Here is a 17,616-nt window from a genome sequence, read left to right on the forward strand (position 1 = left end):
CATGACCACGTTGGATTTGACCACCCTCAGCGCCCGCATTCAGGCGCATAAGAACGCGCTGATTCACATCGTCAAACCGCCGGTGTGCACCGAACGCGCGCAGCACTATACCGAGGCCTATCAACAGCATCAGGATCGGCCGCTGCCGGTGCGCCGCGCGCTGGCGCTGGCTAACCATCTGGCGAAGCGCACCATCTGGATCGCCAACGACGAGCTGATCGTCGGCAACCAGGCCAGCGAGCTGCGCGCCGCGCCGATCTTTCCCGAATACACCGTCGGCTGGATAGAAAACGAAATAGACCAATTGGCCGACCGGCCGGGCGCCGGTTTTTCGGTCAGCGAAGAGAACAAGGCGATTTTGCATCGCCTGTGCCCCTGGTGGCGCGGCCAAACGGTGCAGGATCGCTGCTACGGCATGTTCACCGACGAACAAAAGGCGCTGCTGGCCACCGGCATCATCAAGGCCGAGGGCAACATGACCTCCGGCGACGCCCACCTGGCGGTTAACTTCCCGCTGCTGCTGGAGAACGGTCTCGACGGCCTGCGTGAAAAAGTGAACGCGCGCCGCGGCCGCCTGCGCCTGACCGAGTGGGAAGATCTGCACAAAGCGCAGTTTCTCAACGCCATCGACATCGCGCTGGCGGCGCTGAGCGAGCACATCCTGCGCTTCGCCCGCCTGGCGCGCGACATGGCGCAAAACGAACCGCGCGACTGGCGGCGCGCCGAACTGCTGGCCATCGCAGGCAACTGCGACCGGATCGCCCATCGCCCGCCGCACACCTTCTGGCAAGCCCTGCAGCTGTGCTATTTCATCCAACTGACGTTGCAGATCGAATCCAACGGCCATTCGGTTTCCTTCGGCCGCCTCGATCAATACCTCTATCCCTGGTATCGACGTGAGGTGGAGCTGGAGCAAAAGCTGGCGCGGGAAGACGCCATCGAGCTGTTGCACTGCTGCTGGCTGAAGCTGCTGGAGGTCAACAAGATCCGCTCCGGCTCGCATTCCAAAGCTTCCGCCGGCAGCCCGCTGTACCAAAACGTCACCATCGGCGGACAGAAGCTGATCGACGGCCGGCCATGCGATGCGGTCAACCCGCTGTCCTACGCCATTCTCGAGTCTTGCGGCCGTCTGCGCTCCACCCAACCCAACCTCAGCGTGCGTTACCATGCCGGGATGAGCGCCGACTTCCTCGACGCCTGCGTGCAGGTGATCCGCTGCGGTTTCGGCATGCCGGCGTTCAACAACGACGAAATCGTCATTCCCGAATTCATCAAGCTGGGGGTTGAGCCGCAAGACGCCTACGACTACGCCGCCATCGGCTGCATCGAGACCGCCGTCGGCGGCAAATGGGGTTATCGCTGCACCGGCATGAGCTTCATCAACTTCGCCCGCGTGCTGCTGGCGGCGCTGGAACAGGGCCGCGACGCCACCTCCGGGCAAATATTCCTGCCGCAGGAACAAGCGCTGTCCAAAGGAAACTTCGTCGATTTCGAGCAGATCTTAGCCGCCTGGGATCGGCAAATCCGCTACTACACACGCAAGTCGATCGAGATCGAATGCGTGGTGGACAGCGTGCTGGAAGAGAATGCCCACGATATCCTCTGTTCCGCGCTGGTGGATGACTGCATCGAACGCGGTAAAAGCATCAAGCAAGGCGGCGCCAAATACGATTGGGTTTCCGGCCTGCAGGTCGGCATCGCCAACCTGGGCAACAGCCTGGCGGCGGTGCGCAAACTGGTGTTCGACCAGGGGGCGATCGGCCAGCAGCAGCTAGCGACCGCGCTGGCCGACGACTTCGCCGGGCTGGATGGCGAGCAGCTGCGCCAGCGACTGCTCAACGCCGCGCCCAAATACGGCAACGATGTGGACGAGGTCGATCGGCTGCTGGTGCGCGCCTACCAAACCTATATCGAAGAACTGAAGCAGTATCGCAACACCCGCTTCGGCCGCGGGCCGATCGGCGGCGGTTACTACGCCGGCACCTCGTCGATTTCGGCCAACGTGCCCTTCGGCGCCGCCACTCTGGCCACGCCCGATGGACGTAAGGCGCACACGCCACTGGCGGAAGGCGCCAGTCCGGCGTCCGGCACCGACCACCTGGGGCCGACGGCGGTGTTCAATTCGCTCGCCAAGTTGCCGACCGAGGCGATCCTCGGCGGCGTGCTGCTCAACCAAAAGCTGAACCCGGCGACGCTGGACAACCCGCGCGATCGGGAAAAGCTGATGCTGATGTTGCGCACCTTCTTCGAGAGCTATCGCGGCTGGCATGTGCAGTACAACATCGTGTCGCGCGAAACGCTGCTGGCGGCGAAGCAACACCCTGACCAATATCGTGATTTAGTGGTTCGCGTAGCTGGCTATTCCGCCTTCTTTACCGCATTATCCCCTGAGGCGCAGGATGATATTATTGCGCGCACAGAACATACTCTTTAAACCTTTGACTCTTAGCGGCCGCGCCTTGGCGGCCGCATCATCAGGCCGATATGAATTTACGACAACAGACCATATTGCAGTTGGTTAACGATCGCCGGCGGATCAGCGTCAATGAGCTGGCGCGCGCCTCAGGCGTCTCGGAAGTCACCATCCGGCAGGATCTCAACCTGCTGGAAAAGCGCAGTTATCTGAAGCGGGTGCACGGCTCCGCCGTGGCCTTGGAGAGTGATGACGTCGACGCCCGCATGATGTCCAATTTCACCCTCAAGCAGCGGCTGGCGCAATACGCCGCCGCGCAGGTCAACGACGGCGAGACGATCTTTATTGAGAGCGGCAGCGCCAACGCCCTCCTGGCGCGCTACATCGCCGAACGCAAGCGCATTACGCTGATCACCGTCAGCCACTACATCGCCAACCTGCTGAAAGAAACCGACTGCGACGTGATTGTGCTGGGCGGCATGTACCAGAAGAAAAGCGAGACCGTAGTCGGCCCGCTCACGCGGCTGTGCATTCAGCAGGTGCATTTCAACAAGGCGTTTATCGGCATTGACGGCTTTCAGGCCGAAACCGGCTTTACCGGCCGCGACATGATGCGCGCCGACGTGGTCAGCGCGGTACTGGCCAAGGGCGTGGAGAATATCGTGCTGACGGACTCCAGCAAATTCGGCCAGATCCAGCCCAATCCGCTGGCGCAGCCGGGGCAGATCAGCCGGGTAATCACCGATTCGCGTTTGGCGCTGGAGTATCAGCATCAGCTGAAACGCCAGGGCGTACAGGTGGAATTGGTCAACGAATAACGCAGATCACCGCCGCACCGCGCGGGCCACGCCGCGCGTCTTTCCCCTTGCACCGCAGGATTTTAAGACTATTTACCTGTTTATCCTTCCCGAGAAACCTATACTCAGTTTCGGCGACTTTTGGGCCGTAACCTGCTAATTATTCGGCCGTTAACAAAAAATGCCATTTTTTATATCGATACTGTCCGGGAATCAACAGCAGGCCTGATTTATGGTTAACGCCTATACTTATAGGGCACTTCCATATAGCCAATGCTAAGGAGAAGTCATTATGATGATTATCAATAAACGTTTCGCCACCGCCGCTCTGGCACTGACTCTGGCGTTTTCACTTAGTGCCTGTTCCAACATGTCCAAACGCGATCGCAACACCGCTATCGGTGCCGGCGCAGGTGCAGTCGGCGGCGCAGTGCTGACAGACGGCAGCGCGTTGGGTACGCTGGGCGGGGCTGCGGTAGGGGGCATTATCGGTCACCAGGTCGGTAAATAACCTGACCGAGCGCCCTCGGCCGACAGGCTGGCAAAAGCGCTTCGGCGCTTTGACGTATTAACCAATAACGATGATTTCAGGTCTGTTTTACTTTAAGTCTATGGTTCTTTTGCCGTTAACGGGCTAATCCCCGGCAGCAACAACCTCAAGCCATGCCACGGCATTGCACCGCGGCATGGCGATTCACCTCAACCGCCCGCCAGTTTGACCTTCATGCCTTTGGCTTCCAGCAGTTGCTTGAGCAGATCGCGTTTATCGCCCTGGATCTCGATGACCCCGTCTTTCACCGAACCGCCGCAGCCGCATTTCTTTTTCAGCTCGGCCGCCAGTTTGTCGAGCGCAGCATCATCCAGATCGACGCCGGCGATCAGGCATACGCCCTTCCCCTTGCGGCCGCTGGTCTGACGCTGGATGCGCACGATGCCGTCGCCCTTGGCGCGTTGCGGTTTAACCTCTTCCTGCTTGATGCGGCCGGTGTCCGTGGAATACACCAGGCGGCTGTTATCGTCATTCATCGGCGGTTCCTCAGGCCAAAGAGGCGCGGATCGCGCGCAGCGTCGCGGCCGGATCGGCAGATTGGGTGATCGGACGCCCAATCACCATGTAGTCCACGCCGGCGGCCTGCGCCTGCACCGGCGTCATAATACGGCGCTGATCGCCCGCCGCGCTGCCTTCTGGGCGGATCCCCGGCGTAACCAGTTGGAAAGCCTGCCCGCAGGCCGCCTTCAGCCGCTGCGCTTCGTGTGCCGAACACACCACGCCGTCCAGCCCGCAGTCGCGGGTCAGGCGCGCCAAGCGCTCGGCGTGTTCCGCCGGGCTGGCCTCAATGCCGATGCCGCGCAGGTCTTCCGCTTCCATGCTGGTCAACACCGTCACGGCAATCAACAGCGGCGCATCCGTCCCGAATGACGCCAGCGCTTCTTTAGCGGCGGTCATCATGCGCGCGCCGCCGCTGGCATGGACGTTGACCATCCAAACGCCCAGTTCGGCCGCCGCCGCGACCGCATGCGCGGTGGTATTGGGAATATCGTGGAATTTCAGGTCGAGAAATACGTCGAAGCCGCGCCCATGCAGATCGCGCACCAGTTGCGGCCCAAACAGCGTGAACATTTCTTTGCCCACTTTCAGCCGGCAGTCTTGCGGATCGATACGGTCGGCGAACGCCAGCGCGGCGTTCTTATCGGCGTAATCTAACGCCACAACGATTGGAGATGATTTTAAGTCATTGTTATTAGCGTTATTTTCAGACTTCATTTCTTCTACCTTCTGTAAAATAGACATAATCAGGGACTCACCCGCGAAACTGACCGCCGCATTCTACATGTCGGGGGCCAGAAATCCCAGCCGCAGCGCGCACCGGCGCTCTGTCATGTTACCGCTCACCTTTGTCATGGCGCGTCAACGAAAGCGCGTTAGCGATAAACCACGCAGCGTAAAACGCCGTAAAGATGCGTAAATTGTTGATCAGATATTTTGAATGAGTTACTCAGCATTATCAGATTTTCAATCGACGTAGATGCTTTATTATTCAACCCATCGGAAGCGAATGGCTTCCTTCCTAAATAAACAGACTGGAGTCACCTATGAAAACCATCAAATATTTTGCAACCGCTGCCGCTATCGCACTGACCTCTTTCGCCACTTTCGCCGCTGAACCGATCAACAGCCAGCAGGCCGATAACCTGACCGCCACCGGCATCGTTTCCGCAGGCCACGCGACCACCCTCAGCAGCCTGGAAAAAAAGCTGGCCGCTAAAGCCGACGCTCAGGGCGCCAGCAGCTACCGCATCATCTCCGCCGGCGGTAACAACATGCTGAGCGGCACCGCGATCATCTACAAATAATGTTTCCGGTACAGGGCCCGCACGCTCGGGCCCTGCCTCTGTTTCTCACCTAAAAAAAAACCGCGTTTGCCCCGCCCTCATTTGTTACATAAATATTAAATTTTTATTACACACTAGACACCCGATCGCCAGTGGCTTAGCTTGAAGGCATCTTCCTGCAGAAAGGCTTTCAAAATGAGCGAGATATCGACACTTACCATTAAAATTCCTCTGGAACTCAAGGAAAAAATCCGCGCCGCCGCCGCTGAAAACGAATTTTCGTTGAGCGTGGAAGTGTGCCAGCGCCTGGAAAGCAGTTTCAGCGCGCCCGCCACCAAAGCAGAAAAACCGGCCAAAAAGGCGGATGACCTGCACCACGGCGAGATCGACAATCAAAGCACCGAAGAAGAAATTGAACAGCCGCTGAGCCAGAAAGAGCTGAAGAAACTCCGCCAGCTGTTGAAAACCGGCGCCAAAGGCGGCAAGAAAAAATAAGCGACGAACAGACGAACAGACGAACATAAAAAACGGGGCGATAAATCGCCCCGTTTTGTTTTGTCGCCCCGCCGCATTATTGGCCGTCCAGACCGCGGATCGGTTTAACCGATGACCAGGCGCGGCACGACGGGCAATGCCAATAGAGCGAGTGCGCGGTGAAGCCGCATTTGTGGCAGCGGTAACGCGGCTTGGTGCGAATTTGCTCGCCGACCATATCGCGCAACAGCAGCAGACTCTCTTTCGCCCGGCCGTCTTCGGCGTCCGCCAGGTGATAATCCATCAGCCGGTAAAACACCCGCATGGTCGGATGGCGTTGCAGCTGGCGGTTGATATAGACCTGCACCACGTCGCGCCCTTCGTGCTGCTCGATAATCTCGGCCAGCATCAGATCGGCGGTGGCGCCGGTGTTCTCTTCCACGCAGCGCTTCAGGAATTCAGCCCAGTTGTGCTGTTGTTCCGGCAGATGCGTGTAGCATTCCTGCAGCATCGGCAGCGTTTCGCTGACCAACTCTTTATCCTGGCTCAGAACGCGTTGTAGCGACTCTGCCGCTTTGGCGTAGTCGTTTTGCGCCATATAGATGCGCCCGAACATGATGGACACGCGCGCACACTGTTTATCGGCGGCGGCCGCCCGTTTGAGCAGGCTCATCGCCCGATCGAGATCGTCGCTGCCCATCGCCTGCAGCGCCAACTCACAGTAAAAGTGCGCGATCTCGACGCGTTGCTTCTCTTTGCCCAGCTTGACCAGCTTTTCCGCCACGTCGATCGCTTTCTGCCAGTCGCTGGTCGCCTGATGGATCACCAGCAGCTGCTGCAGCGCCGAGACGCGAAAATCCGCTTCGTCAGTCAACTGGCTGAACATGTCTTCCGCGCGATCGTACAGCCCGGCCGCCATATAGTCTCGGCCCAGTTGCTGGACCGCCAGCAGGCGCTGTTCGAAGGTCAGAGAGGCGCTTTCCATCAAGGCCTGATGGATGCGGATGGCGCGGTCGACTTCGCCGCGCGAGCGGAACAGGTTACCCAAGGTCAGGTGGGCTTCAACGGTGTTGCTGTCCTCTTTCAACATGTCGAGGAACAGATCAACCGCCTTGTCCTGCTGGTTGGAAAGCAGAAAGTTCACCCCTGCCACATATTCGCGCGACAGGCGGTTGGCTTCTTGCTGTTTATCCTGCTGAGCGCTTCTGCGCCCCATGTACCAACCGTACGCGGCAGCCACGGGCAGCAACAGAAACAGCAGTTCTAACATAGAGGATTATTCCTTGCTGACAACAGGCTGAGCCGCCGGTTCAGCGGGCTGCTCAAGCTGCAGCTCCAGCCTTTTGATTTTGCGCTCGGCGCGACCCAGCGCAATACGCGTGCGCAGGTAGAACAGGCCGCAAATGATCCAGCCGAGAACGAAACCGGCGCCAAACAGCGTGGCCAACAGGGTCGATACGCGATAATCCCCCTGCGCAACCAGATAGTTAAAATTGACCACCTGATCGTTATGCGCACCCAAGGTGACGGAAATCACGAAGATCACCAGAACCAACAAAAAAATCAGCAAATATTTCACATTCTTTCCCGCGATGCCGAGTGAATCGGATGAACGATGCCAAAATGTGGCGTCCCTAACCCTTAAGTTAGCATTTCCCGCTGCGGCAGGGAAACCCTGCCGCACGATAAAACCACATATCTGCTGGCATATTCGGCAGTAAACGGTCTTAGCGAACAAATTGATGAGAAAGCTTCTCAAAACGTCGAATTTATAAGGATATGGGGGCAACCGGGCGAATTGCAATGGCGGGAAAATGTAAGCGGTTAATGCGGCACCGGTCCGATGCCGCCTATTTTGTGACATGGTCACATATCGATCATATCTCCGGCTTGCGCGCCGCGATTTCCTGCTGCTCTTTTGGCGGTGGCGTCAACGGGCCGAACCAACGCTGCGCCAGCCAGCAGGTGATCACCACCAGCAGCCAACTGATCAGCGTAGCCATCGCCAGATCGCGCGGCCAGTGCATGCCCAGCAGCAGACGGCTGCCCATCACCCCCGTTGCCCACACCATCAGCAGCGCGACGGTTTTATAATGGCGGCGCGGCCACAGCAATCCTACGCCCAGCAGCGCCCAAGTGGCGGCGAACATCGTATGCCCCGACGGGAAAGCGAAGCCGGTTTCAAACTGCCAGTGCTTGCGCAGCCAGTTCGGCACCAGCGTCTGGTCTTGCAGTTGCTCGCGCACCAACGCGCTGCGCTCTTTACGATGCAGCGAATAGAAATATTTTCCGTCCACGCCGTGGGTTTGCTCGAGCCATACCACAAACGGCCGCGGTTCTTGCACCCGATCCTTGATCAACGACTTGACCCCCTGCCCAATCACCAACGCGGCGGAAAGCAGGATCGCCAGACCGATGGCCGCTTTCAGCCGAAAGCGCAGGCACCACAAAAACCAACCGCAAAGGATAGCGCTGGTCAGAATGCCCCACGGCGAGGTCACGGTTTCGGTTACCCAGAACAGCGCTTTGAGCAGCCGATCATTGCCGCCGGGTTGCCAATGCCAGCCGGATGCCCATACGACCAGCGGCATCAACAGCAGCAGCAGCGCGCCGCCCGCCGTGCGTTTTGCTATCTCATACATTCCCGTTTTCCTCTGCGTGAATCAGGCTGCAGTGTAACAAGAGTGCAATATTGATAACACGCGAAAAATTAAACAGATAGGAAACCTATCGCAATAATAGGTGGCTAGAAAACGCCATCTGCTGGTTTGCTGAGCACCGCCCGGCAAGAAGTTGTGGCAAAATAGCCGATAATTAACGAAATAGAGATCGGCGTAGCACGTTTTAGTCTTGGTCAATTTACTGAACCGGACTTAGGATGCGCGACAATGATTGAATCGTAGGTTTTTGTGGAGAGTGACATGCAGCTGAAACGGGTGGCAGAGGCTAAACTGCCGACACCTTGGGGCGATTTCCTGATGGTAGGATTCGAAGAACTGGCGACCGGACATGACCATCTGGCACTGGTATTCGGTGATATTTCCGGCGAAGCGCCGGTGCTCGCACGCGTGCATTCCGAATGCCTGACCGGCGATGCGTTGTTCAGCCTGCGCTGCGACTGCGGTTTTCAACTGGAAGCCGCACTGGAGCAGATTGCGGAAGAAGGCCGCGGCATCCTGCTTTATCATCGCCAGGAGGGCCGCAATATCGGCCTGTTGAACAAGATCCGCGCCTACGCCCTACAGGACAAGGGCGCAGACACCGTGGAAGCCAATCACCAGCTCGGCTTCGCCGCCGACGAGCGCGACTTCACCCTGTGTGCCGACATGTTCAAACTGTTGGGCGTCGACGCGGTGCGTTTGCTGACCAACAACCCGAAAAAGGTCGAGATCCTGACCGAAGCCGGTATCAACATCAGCGAACGCGTGCCGTTGATCGTCGGTCGCAACCCGAAGAACGAACGCTATCTGGCCACCAAGGCCGCCAAAATGGGCCATTTGCTCGACCAGAAGTGATCGCCACCGCCGCGGAAACAATCAGGGCGCCTTACGGCGCCCTTTTTATTGATTAATTACAGCATTTTCCTGATCACATAGTGCAGGATGCCGTCGTTTTCGTAGTAAGTCAGCTCATTGCCGGTATCGATGCGGCACCGGGTGTCGACCACTTCCTTGCGCCCGTCGGCATAGGTGATGTGCACCGGCACCGTCTGGCCCGGCTGCAGCTGTTGCAGGCCGCCAACGCTGATCTGCTCATCCCCGGTCAGCCCCAGGGTTTTGCGCGTCACCCCCTGCGGGAACTCCAGCGGCAAAATCCCCATGCCGATCAGGTTAGAGCGGTGAATACGCTCGAAGGATTCGGCAATCACCACCCGCACGCCCAGCAGGCGCGGCCCCTTCGCCGCCCAGTCGCGGCTGGAGCCGGAACCGTACTCTTTACCGGCGATCACCGCCAGCGGCACTTTCTCCTGCTGGTACTGCATGGCGGCGTCGTAGATAGACAGCTGCTGTTGTGACGGAATATGGCGGGTATAGCCGCCCTCCACGCCCGGCACCATTTCGTTGCGGATGCGAATGTTGGCGAAGGTGCCGCGCATCATCACTTCGTGGTTGCCGCGGCGTGAACCGTAGGAGTTGAAATCCTGCGGCGCTACGCCATGCTCGCTCAGGTAACGCCCCGCCGGGCTGTCGCGCTTGATGTTACCCGCCGGCGAGATGTGGTCGGTGGTCACCGAGTCGGCCAGAATCGCCAGAATGCGCGCGTCTTTGATGTCCTGCACCGGATCCGGCTTCACCTGCATGGTGCTGAAGAACGGCGGATGGCGGATATAGGTAGAATCCTCCTGCCACTGATAGGTCGCCGAACCGGTCACCTGGATCGCCTGCCAGTTGGCGTCGCCGTCGAACACTTCGCCGTATTCCTTGTGGAACATCTCGGTGCGCACTTCTTCCACCGCCTGAGCGATGTCCTGGCTGCTCGGCCAGATGTCCTTCAAATAGACCGGCTGACCGTCATTACCCTCGCCCAGCGGCTCTTTGGTCAGATCGATCTTCATGCTCCCCGCCAGCGCATAAGCCACCACCAGCGGCGGCGAGGCCAGCCAGTTGGTTTTCACCAGCGGGTGGATGCGCCCTTCGAAATTACGGTTGCCCGACAGCACCGCGCCAACGGTCAGATCGCCCTCTTTGATCGCCTGCTCGATAGGATCCGGCAGCGGCCCGGAGTTGCCGATACAGGTGGTACAGCCATATCCCACCAGGTTGAACCCCAGCTCTTCCAGATAGGCGGTGAGTTTGGCGCTGTCGAAGTAGTCGGTCACCACTTTGGAACCCGGCGCCAGCGAGGTTTTTACCCAGGGTTTGCTGCGCAGACCTTTCTTGACGGCGTTTTTCGCCAGCAGGCCGGCCGCCATCATCACGCTCGGGTTGGAGGTATTGGTGCAGGAGGTGATCGCCGCGATCACCACCGCGCCGTCGCGCAGTTCGTGCTGCTGCCCGTCCAACGTAAAGGTTTTGCCGTCTGTCTTGGCCTTGTGGCCGCCGATATCCAGCTCGGTCGCGGCCTTGAACGCCTGCGGCACATTCGGCAGCGCGACGCGATCTTGCGGGCGTTTCGGCCCGGCGAGGCTCGCCTCCACCGTCGACATGTCCAGCGCCAGCGAGCTGGTGAAGACCGGCTCATCCCCCGGATTGCGCCACATGCCCTGCGCTTTGGCGTAGGCTTCCACCAGCGCGATTTGTTCGGCGCTGCGGCCGCTGAGCTTCATATAGCCGAGCGTAACGTCATCCACCGGGAAGAAGCCGCAGGTGGCGCCGAACTCCGGCGACATGTTGGCGATGGTCGCCCGGTCCGCCAGCGGCAGATCGGCCAGGCCGTCGCCGTAAAACTCGACGAACTTGCCGACAACGCCGTGTTTGCGCAGCATTTGGGTGACGGTCAGCACCAGATCGGTGGCGGTAATGCCCTCGCGGAGCTTGCCGGTCAGCTTGAAGCCGACCACATCCGGGATCAGCATCGACACCGGCTGGCCCAACATCGCCGCTTCCGCTTCGATGCCGCCCACGCCCCAGCCGAGGATGCCCAGGCCGTTGATCATGGTGGTGTGGGAATCGGTGCCCACCAGCGTATCGGGATAAGCCACACGGCGGCCGCTTTCGTCGCTGTGCCAGACCGTTTGGCCGAGGTATTCGAGGTTGACCTGGTGACAGATGCCGGTGCCCGGCGGCACCACGCGGAAGCGGTTAAAAGCTTTCTGCCCCCAGCGCAGGAAGGTGTAGCGCTCGTGGTTGCGCTGCATTTCGATACGCACATTGTCTTCGAAGGCGTTGTTATCGCCAAATTCATCGACGGTAACCGAGTGGTCAATCACCAGATCCACCGGCGACAGCGGATTCACCTGCTCGACATTGCCGCCCAGTCGCCGTACCGCTTCGCGCATCGCCGCCAGATCCACCACCGCCGGGACGCCGGTAAAATCCTGCATCAGCACGCGCGCCGGACGGTAGGCGATCTCACGGTCAGCATGGCCGGTTTGCAACCAGGCGACGATGGCCTTGAGGTCGTCAACCTGCACGGTATCGCCATCCACATGACGCAGCAGGTTCTCCAACAGCACTTTCATCGATTTCGGCAACCGGTCGATAGCACCCAGCTGCTTCGCCGCCAGCGGCAGACTGTAGTAGTAATATTCGCTATTCAGCGCAACCAGCTTATCCAGACTTGTTTCACGAAGATCGGACGACATAGCTCCTCCATTTCTTATTGTGACTAAAACAGGGTAATCAGTGAGGTCTTGTTTAAAGATACCACAAAGACAAGTTAACGTTTTGATAACAACACGATTTGATCACAACGATAGGCGGGAACAATCACAGAAGTTAATGTGAAGAGTGTCAGCGAGTTACCTTAACCGCCGCTCCTTGCCTGAAATGCCAAAGCCGCATGAAACGGTTTCATCGAACATGCGCGATAATTTCAATCGGCATTTCCCGATACATCAGCGATATTGAACATTCTGACAATAAAGCACGCGCATGGAGCACATTTTGAATATCACCATCGATCCAACCTTCCAAAATCTAATGGTCGTGGCTACATCACTCATACCGTTGATTTTGTTTATCATTATTATCTACCGTACGCGATCTGGTTATATTCTGCTCAAATTCTTGTGGGATAAAGTTCTGCGCGGTAAGGGCAGCCAGTATGAGAGCATCAAAACATTCGACAGTGAACAGTATGAGGTGCATCGCTTTATTTACCATTACGGCATCAAGGTAAGAAACCTCACGGAAATTGAGGCAACGCTGCGTTGGATGAAGAACAAAGACGTCGCAATGCATGAGTTGCGGCGCATAAAGGACAGATTTACCCCTAAAGATCAGAAAATTAGGCTGGCAAGCGCGATGGAGTTTGCCATCCTTGCTGTATCTATCGTGCTTTTGTACTTCATTACCATTGCCGCAACGAAACTCACAATCACCAATGAAGCCTGGTATGAGTTCAAACAGACCACGCACAGTTTTCTGTTGGGCAAAGACTATGCGAAAAACTCAGATCTGTTTATTCCGTTTATATCAGACAAAAAATGGGAACTGACACGAGAGCAATGCGGCGCCCGTGATGCTTTTCAACGCGCCGCCGAGGTCGGTCTATTGGAAAGTGAGGTACAATCAATCTGTTATAAACTCACCAACGGTGATGACAGTGAACGGCGCGCCGATGTAAAAATACAAAAGAGAATAGGATGGACGCTTTTGGCATCAAGCCTTTATCTCCTTTACCTGGCTGTTATAACGATCGTCGCCGCCAAACGGGCCAAAACGTTGGATAAGCGTATCAATCAAGACGCTAACGCTTTACCTCAGTCTCAACCCCCGACGAATAACCAAGATGCGCCGTAAGCGGCAGCATACAAAACAGGAGGGACACCCCCTCCTGTTTTGGCCGACGCGCCGCCAACCTGAACTTACTTAATCGGCAGCTTGATGTCCTTGAACATCGCTTCGATCTCTTCGTTGGAGCGCAGCGCCACCGCGCTGTCGACCACGTCGCGCGTCAGGTGCGGCGCGAAGCGCTGAATGAAGTCATACATGTAGCTGCGCAGGAAGGTGCTGCGGCGGAAGCCGATTTTGGTGGTGCTGTAGGTGAAGATGTCGCGCGCATCCACCGTCACCAGATCCGGATCCTGCACCGGATCCACCGCCATGCTGGCGATCACCCCTACCCCCAGTCCCAGCCGCACATAGGTTTTGATCACGTCGGCGTCGGTGGCGGTAAAGACGATGCGCGGCGTCAGACCGGCGCGGTTGAAGGCGGTGTCCAGCTCCGAGCGGCCGGTAAAGCCGAAGGTGTAAGTGACGATCGGGTAAGCCGCCAGCTCTTCAATGCTGATGCTGCTTTTGCCCGCTAAAGGATGATCGGGCTTCACCACCACCGCACGGTTCCAGTGGTAGCACGGCAACATGATGAGATCGTCGTACAAGTGCAGCGCCTCGGTGGCGATGGCAAAATCGGCGGTGCCCTTGGAGACCGCTTCGGCGATCTGCGTCGGCGAGCCCTGATGCATGTGCAGCGAGACGCGCGGGTAACGCTCGATAAAGCCCTTGATCACGTTTGGCAAGGCGTAGCGAGCCTGCGTATGCGTGGTGGCGACGTACAGCGAGCCTTTGTCCGGGTAGGTGTGTTCACCGGCAACGGCTTTGATGGCGTCCACTTTGGACAACACTTCACGCGCGATGCGAATGATTTCCTGGCCGGCGGGGGTGACCTGGGTCAGGTGCTTGCCGCTGCGGGCGAAAATCTGGATGCCCAGCTCATCTTCGAGCATGCGCACCTGTTTACTGATGCCGGGTTGAGAGGTATAGAGCCCTTCTGCCGTCGAGGAGACATTCAGGTTGTGGTTAACCACTTCCACAATGTAACGAAGCTGCTGCAATTTCATATCTTATACCATCCTAGGTTAAACACTGCGGCTTACCCGCAGCCAGGTATATCGGTGTCGCCCCGGTATGCTGAAACTCACAAGCCATAAACCCCGTGTTCTACCCTGATGGTGAAGAAAACGCCGTTGTTAATAAGCTTTAATAATAAAAAAACTTTTTATATAACCACTATACCACGATGCAGCTTCAAGTATAGATCCGCGTCACACTATGATAACGATTATTTTGCATTGGTATCAACGTGAAACGGCGGTGTCGGAGGGATAAAAACAGCAAAGGATAGATCCGTTTGCCCCTTTTCACCAATAAAAAAACCAGCCGCCAGGGCTGGTTTTTCATCTTGCAGGCAGGACATCGCCCTTACTTCTTGCCTTCGACCCACTTGCCGTCCACGTAGAACGCGGACCAACCGGTCGCCTTGCCGTCTTTTTCAGAGGAGACGTACTGCTGCTTGGTTTTACGGCTGAAACGCACCAGCGTTTTGTTGCCTTCGGCATCCGCCACAGGCGCATCGGCCAGGTAGCGCAGTTTCTCCGGCAGACGATCCTTGAAGCGAGCCAGCTCCTCCACCAACGGCGCGCGGGTCTCGCGCGATTTAGGGAAGGTGTTGGCCGCCAGGAACACGCCGGCAGCGCCGTCACGCAGCACGAAATAGGCGTCGGACTTCTCGCACGGCAGCTCCGGCAACGGCACCGGATCTTCCTTCGGCGGCGCCACATCGCCGTTACGCAGGATCTTGCGGGTATTTTTGCAGTTCTCGTTGGTGCAGCCCATGTACTTGCCGAAACGCCCCATTTTCAGGTGCATTTCCGAACCGCACTTGTCGCACTCCACCACCGGGCCGTCATAACCTTTCAGGCGGAACTCGCCCTCTTCGATCTCATAGCCGTCACACGCCGGGTTGTTGCCGCAGACGTGCAGCTTGCGCTGGTTGTCGATCAGATAGCTGTCCATCGCCGTACCGCATTTCTGGCAGCGGCGGCGGGCGCGCAGCGCGTTGGTTTCCGCGTCGTCGCCTTCGAGGATGTTGAGCACTTCCGCTTCAGGCACCAGGTTGATGGTGGTTTTGCAACGCTCCTTCGGCGGCAGCGCGTAGCCGGAACAGCCGAGGAACACGCCGGTGCTGGCGGTACGGATGCCCATCTTGCGGCCGCAGGTCGGGCAGTCGATGCTGGTCATCACCATCTGGTTAGGCCGCATGCCGCCTTCTTCCGGATCCTTCTCCGCCGTTTCCAGCTGCTCGCTGAAGTCGACGAAGAACTCGTCCAGCACCGCTTTCCATTCAGCCTGGTTGTTGGCCACCTCATCGAGGCCGTCTTCCATGCGCGCGGTGAAGTCATAGTTCATCAGCTCGCGGAAGTTCTCTTCCAGACGATCGGTGACGATCTCACCCATTTTCTCGGCATAGAAGCGGCGGCTTTCCACCCGCACATAACCGCGATCCTGAATGGTCGAGATAATGGAGGCGTAGGTGGACGGGCGGCCAATGCCGCGTTTTTCCAGCTCTTTCACCAGCGAGGCTTCGCTGTAGCGCGCCGGCGGCTTGGTGAAGTGCTGGCTCGGGATCAGTTTCTGCAGATCCAGCTCGCTGCCGATTTCGACGTATGGCAGGGTGCGATCTTCATCGCCCTTGCGCAACGCCGGCATCACCTTGGTCCAGCCGTCAAAGCGCAGCGTACGGCCCTTGGCGCGCAGCTGATAATCGCCGGCTTTCACCGTCAGCGTGGTGGAATCGTACTGCGCCGGCGTCATCTGGCAGGCGACGAACTGGCGCCAGATCAGCTGATACAGCTTCTGCGCGTCCGCTTCCATGTCTTTCAACTGCTCGGCGAGCACGTTCACGTCCGAAGGACGGATCGCTTCGTGCGCTTCCTGCGAATTCTCTTTGCTGCTGTACTGATTCGGCGCCTTCGGCAGGTATTTATCGCCGAAGTTGTCGCCGATATAGCCACGCACCATGTTGAGCGCATCCTGGCTCAGGTTGGTGGAATCGGTACGCATATAGGTGATGTGGCCGGCTTCATACAACCGTTGCGCCATCATCATGGTTTTCTTCACGCCGAAGCTCAGGCGGGTGCTGGCGGCCTGTTGCAGCGTGGAGGTAATGAAAGGCGCGCCCGGCTTGCTGCTGGTCGGTTTGTCTTCGCGATCCAGCACCGTGTAGCGGGCTTTTTCCAGCAACTTGACCGCGGCGTGAGTCTGCTCGCGGTTGACCGGCTTGAACGGTTTGTCGTGCGCGTGGGTCACTTCCATCTGCAGCGCGGTTTCACCCTTCGCCAGCAGATCGGCATGCAGTTCCCAGTACTCTTCCGGCACGAACGCCTTGATGTCGCGTTCGCGCTCAACCACCAGACGCACCGCCACCGACTGCACACGGCCGGCGGACAGGCCGCGTGCGATTTTCTTCCACAGCAGCGGCGAGACCATATAGCCCACCACGCGGTCCATAAACCGGCGCGCCTGCTGCGCGTTGACGCGATCAATGTTCAGCTCGCCCGGCTGTTTGAACGCCTGCTGGATCGCGTTTTTGGTGATTTCGTTAAAGACCACGCGGCTAAAGCGTTTGTCATCGCCACCGATCACTTCCCGCAGGTGCCAGGCGATGGCTTCCCCTTCGCGGTCAAGGTCGGTTGCGAGATAAATGTGGTCGGCGTTTTCCGCCAACGATTTTAACTCGGCGACCACTTTTTCTTTACCCGGCAGGATTTCATAATGCGCTTTCCAGCCGTGGTAAGGGTCGACGCCCATGCGATTTACCAGCGCCGCCTTCTCATCTTTTTTAACTTTTTTCTTGGCTTTGTCTTCGGTTGAGTCAGCGCTCTTTTTGCTGGCTGAGCCACTGGTCGGCAAATCACGGATGTGACCGACGCTGGACTTCACCACGTAGTCACTTCCTAAATATTTATTAATAGTTTTGGCTTTTGCCGGGGACTCAACTATTACGAGAGCTTTACCCATATTTACCTTTACCTAATTTATTTCTTCTAAAAAGAAGTCTTTTATCTCGCCGTGCCGCGGCAATTCGTGTCTCTTTTTTTATATTGCGGCAGTCTGGCAAGAGATCAACAGATTTTTTTCTTTTGGTTGCCCAACTGCTCAACCTGAACGCAAGTTGTTGATCCTGCCTGCTATTCACCCATGCCCCAGAAGTATG

16 protein-coding genes are annotated in these 17,616 nt (G+C 57.7%); 7 read left to right on the plus strand and 9 right to left on the minus strand.

Annotated elements, in window-relative coordinates; translation table 11 throughout:
• The first annotated feature begins 1 nt into the window (after position 1).
• The 3 genes from ACP39K_RS02050 to osmB all read left to right on the plus strand — a co-directional run bounded on the left by ACP39K_RS02050 (position 2) and on the right by osmB (position 3,721).
• Positions 2-2,434, plus strand: coding sequence for a formate C-acetyltransferase/glycerol dehydratase family glycyl radical enzyme (locus ACP39K_RS02050; protein ID WP_060444699.1), 2,433 nt, complete (start codon positions 2-4; stop codon positions 2,432-2,434).
• Positions 2,435-2,484: 50 nt separating this feature from the next.
• On the plus strand, positions 2,485-3,231 hold the full coding sequence (locus tag ACP39K_RS02055) for a DeoR/GlpR family DNA-binding transcription regulator (protein ID WP_004930631.1): 747 nt from the start codon (positions 2,485-2,487) through the stop codon (positions 3,229-3,231).
• Between the two features lie 271 nt (positions 3,232-3,502).
• On the plus strand, positions 3,503-3,721 hold the full coding sequence (osmB, locus tag ACP39K_RS02060) for an osmotically-inducible lipoprotein OsmB (protein WP_004945176.1): 219 nt from the start codon (positions 3,503-3,505) through the stop codon (positions 3,719-3,721).
• A 188-nt stretch (positions 3,722-3,909) separates the two neighbouring features.
• On the opposite strand, the gene yciH is transcribed toward osmB, so the two are convergent.
• Positions 3,910-4,236 (minus strand): stress response translation initiation inhibitor YciH, encoded by a 327-nt coding sequence (gene yciH, locus ACP39K_RS02065; RefSeq protein WP_016927535.1) that lies wholly within the window; start codon positions 4,234-4,236, stop codon positions 3,910-3,912.
• 10 nt (positions 4,237-4,246) lie between these two features.
• The gene (pyrF, locus tag ACP39K_RS02070) at positions 4,247-4,975 is read right to left on the minus strand and encodes an orotidine-5'-phosphate decarboxylase (RefSeq protein ID WP_004930640.1); all 729 of its coding nucleotides are present in this window, start codon (positions 4,973-4,975) and stop codon (positions 4,247-4,249) included.
• Between the two features lie 329 nt (positions 4,976-5,304).
• Between pyrF and bhsA the strand changes: the two genes are divergently transcribed.
• Both bhsA and ACP39K_RS02080 read left to right on the plus strand, forming a co-directional pair.
• Positions 5,305-5,565, plus strand: a complete 261-nt coding sequence (gene bhsA, locus ACP39K_RS02075; protein WP_016927533.1) for a multiple stress resistance protein BhsA — start codon at positions 5,305-5,307, stop codon at positions 5,563-5,565.
• A gap of 174 nt (positions 5,566-5,739) precedes the next feature.
• A complete protein-coding gene (locus tag ACP39K_RS02080) occupies positions 5,740-6,039 on the plus strand; it encodes an Arc family DNA-binding protein (RefSeq protein ID WP_004930644.1) in 300 nt (99 codons plus the stop codon).
• Positions 6,040-6,115: 76 nt separating this feature from the next.
• On the opposite strand, the gene lapB is transcribed toward ACP39K_RS02080, so the two are convergent.
• From lapB to pgpB, 3 genes are all read right to left on the minus strand, one after another.
• Positions 6,116-7,288 (minus strand): lipopolysaccharide assembly protein LapB, encoded by a 1,173-nt coding sequence (gene lapB, locus ACP39K_RS02085; protein ID WP_016927532.1) that lies wholly within the window; start codon positions 7,286-7,288, stop codon positions 6,116-6,118.
• Positions 7,289-7,294: 6 nt separating this feature from the next.
• Positions 7,295-7,597 (minus strand): LapA family protein, encoded by a 303-nt coding sequence (locus tag ACP39K_RS02090; RefSeq protein ID WP_004930650.1) that lies wholly within the window; start codon positions 7,595-7,597, stop codon positions 7,295-7,297.
• A 298-nt stretch (positions 7,598-7,895) separates the two neighbouring features.
• A complete protein-coding gene (gene pgpB, locus ACP39K_RS02095) occupies positions 7,896-8,660 on the minus strand; it encodes a phosphatidylglycerophosphatase B (protein WP_016927531.1) in 765 nt (254 codons plus the stop codon).
• 279 nt (positions 8,661-8,939) lie between these two features.
• On the opposite strand from pgpB, the gene ribA reads away from it, so the two are divergent.
• A complete protein-coding gene (gene ribA, locus ACP39K_RS02100) occupies positions 8,940-9,533 on the plus strand; it encodes a GTP cyclohydrolase II (RefSeq protein ID WP_004930678.1) in 594 nt (197 codons plus the stop codon).
• Between the two features lie 56 nt (positions 9,534-9,589).
• On the opposite strand, the gene acnA is transcribed toward ribA, so the two are convergent.
• Positions 9,590-12,262, minus strand: coding sequence for an aconitate hydratase AcnA (gene acnA / locus ACP39K_RS02105; RefSeq protein WP_033640140.1), 2,673 nt, complete (start codon positions 12,260-12,262; stop codon positions 9,590-9,592).
• Positions 12,263-12,563: 301 nt separating this feature from the next.
• On the opposite strand from acnA, the gene ACP39K_RS02110 reads away from it, so the two are divergent.
• A complete protein-coding gene (locus ACP39K_RS02110; protein ID WP_147882138.1) occupies positions 12,564-13,421 on the plus strand; it encodes a DUF6216 family protein in 858 nt (285 codons plus the stop codon).
• Positions 13,422-13,486: 65 nt separating this feature from the next.
• Here ACP39K_RS02110 and cysB read toward each other — a convergent pair whose 3' ends face one another.
• From cysB to topA, 3 genes are all read right to left on the minus strand, one after another.
• Positions 13,487-14,461, minus strand: a complete 975-nt coding sequence (cysB, locus tag ACP39K_RS02115) for an HTH-type transcriptional regulator CysB (protein ID WP_004930690.1) — start codon at positions 14,459-14,461, stop codon at positions 13,487-13,489.
• Between the two features lie 221 nt (positions 14,462-14,682).
• Positions 14,683-14,817, minus strand: a complete 135-nt coding sequence (locus ACP39K_RS02120; RefSeq protein WP_255253503.1) for a hypothetical protein — start codon at positions 14,815-14,817, stop codon at positions 14,683-14,685.
• A 5-nt stretch (positions 14,818-14,822) separates the two neighbouring features.
• Positions 14,823-17,420, minus strand: a complete 2,598-nt coding sequence (topA, locus tag ACP39K_RS02125; protein WP_004930691.1) for a type I DNA topoisomerase — start codon at positions 17,418-17,420, stop codon at positions 14,823-14,825.
• Between the last annotated feature and the right edge of the window lie 196 nt (positions 17,421-17,616).

This window comes from Serratia sp. EC4, assembly GCF_059652115.1.

Coding starts and splice junctions, on each gene's coding strand:
- ACP39K_RS02055 (WP_004930631.1), top strand. CDS start 2,485: ATGAATTTACGACAACAGACCATATTGCAGTTGGTTAACGATCGCCGG.
- cysB (WP_004930690.1), bottom strand. CDS start 14,461: ATGAAATTGCAGCAGCTTCGTTACATTGTGGAAGTGGTTAACCACAAC.
- topA (WP_004930691.1), bottom strand. CDS start 17,420: ATGGGTAAAGCTCTCGTAATAGTTGAGTCCCCGGCAAAAGCCAAAACT.
- acnA (WP_033640140.1), bottom strand. CDS start 12,262: ATGTCGTCCGATCTTCGTGAAACAAGTCTGGATAAGCTGGTTGCGCTG.
- ACP39K_RS02080 (WP_004930644.1), top strand. CDS start 5,740: ATGAGCGAGATATCGACACTTACCATTAAAATTCCTCTGGAACTCAAG.
- pyrF (WP_004930640.1), bottom strand. CDS start 4,975: ATGAAGTCTGAAAATAACGCTAATAACAATGACTTAAAATCATCTCCA.
- lapB (WP_016927532.1), bottom strand. CDS start 7,288: ATGTTAGAACTGCTGTTTCTGTTGCTGCCCGTGGCTGCCGCGTACGGT.
- pgpB (WP_016927531.1), bottom strand. CDS start 8,660: ATGTATGAGATAGCAAAACGCACGGCGGGCGGCGCGCTGCTGCTGCTG.
- yciH (WP_016927535.1), bottom strand. CDS start 4,236: ATGAATGACGATAACAGCCGCCTGGTGTATTCCACGGACACCGGCCGC.
- osmB (WP_004945176.1), top strand. CDS start 3,503: ATGATGATTATCAATAAACGTTTCGCCACCGCCGCTCTGGCACTGACT.
- ribA (WP_004930678.1), top strand. CDS start 8,940: ATGCAGCTGAAACGGGTGGCAGAGGCTAAACTGCCGACACCTTGGGGC.
- ACP39K_RS02120 (WP_255253503.1), bottom strand. CDS start 14,817: ATGTCCTGCCTGCAAGATGAAAAACCAGCCCTGGCGGCTGGTTTTTTT.
- bhsA (WP_016927533.1), top strand. CDS start 5,305: ATGAAAACCATCAAATATTTTGCAACCGCTGCCGCTATCGCACTGACC.
- ACP39K_RS02050 (WP_060444699.1), top strand. CDS start 2: ATGACCACGTTGGATTTGACCACCCTCAGCGCCCGCATTCAGGCGCAT.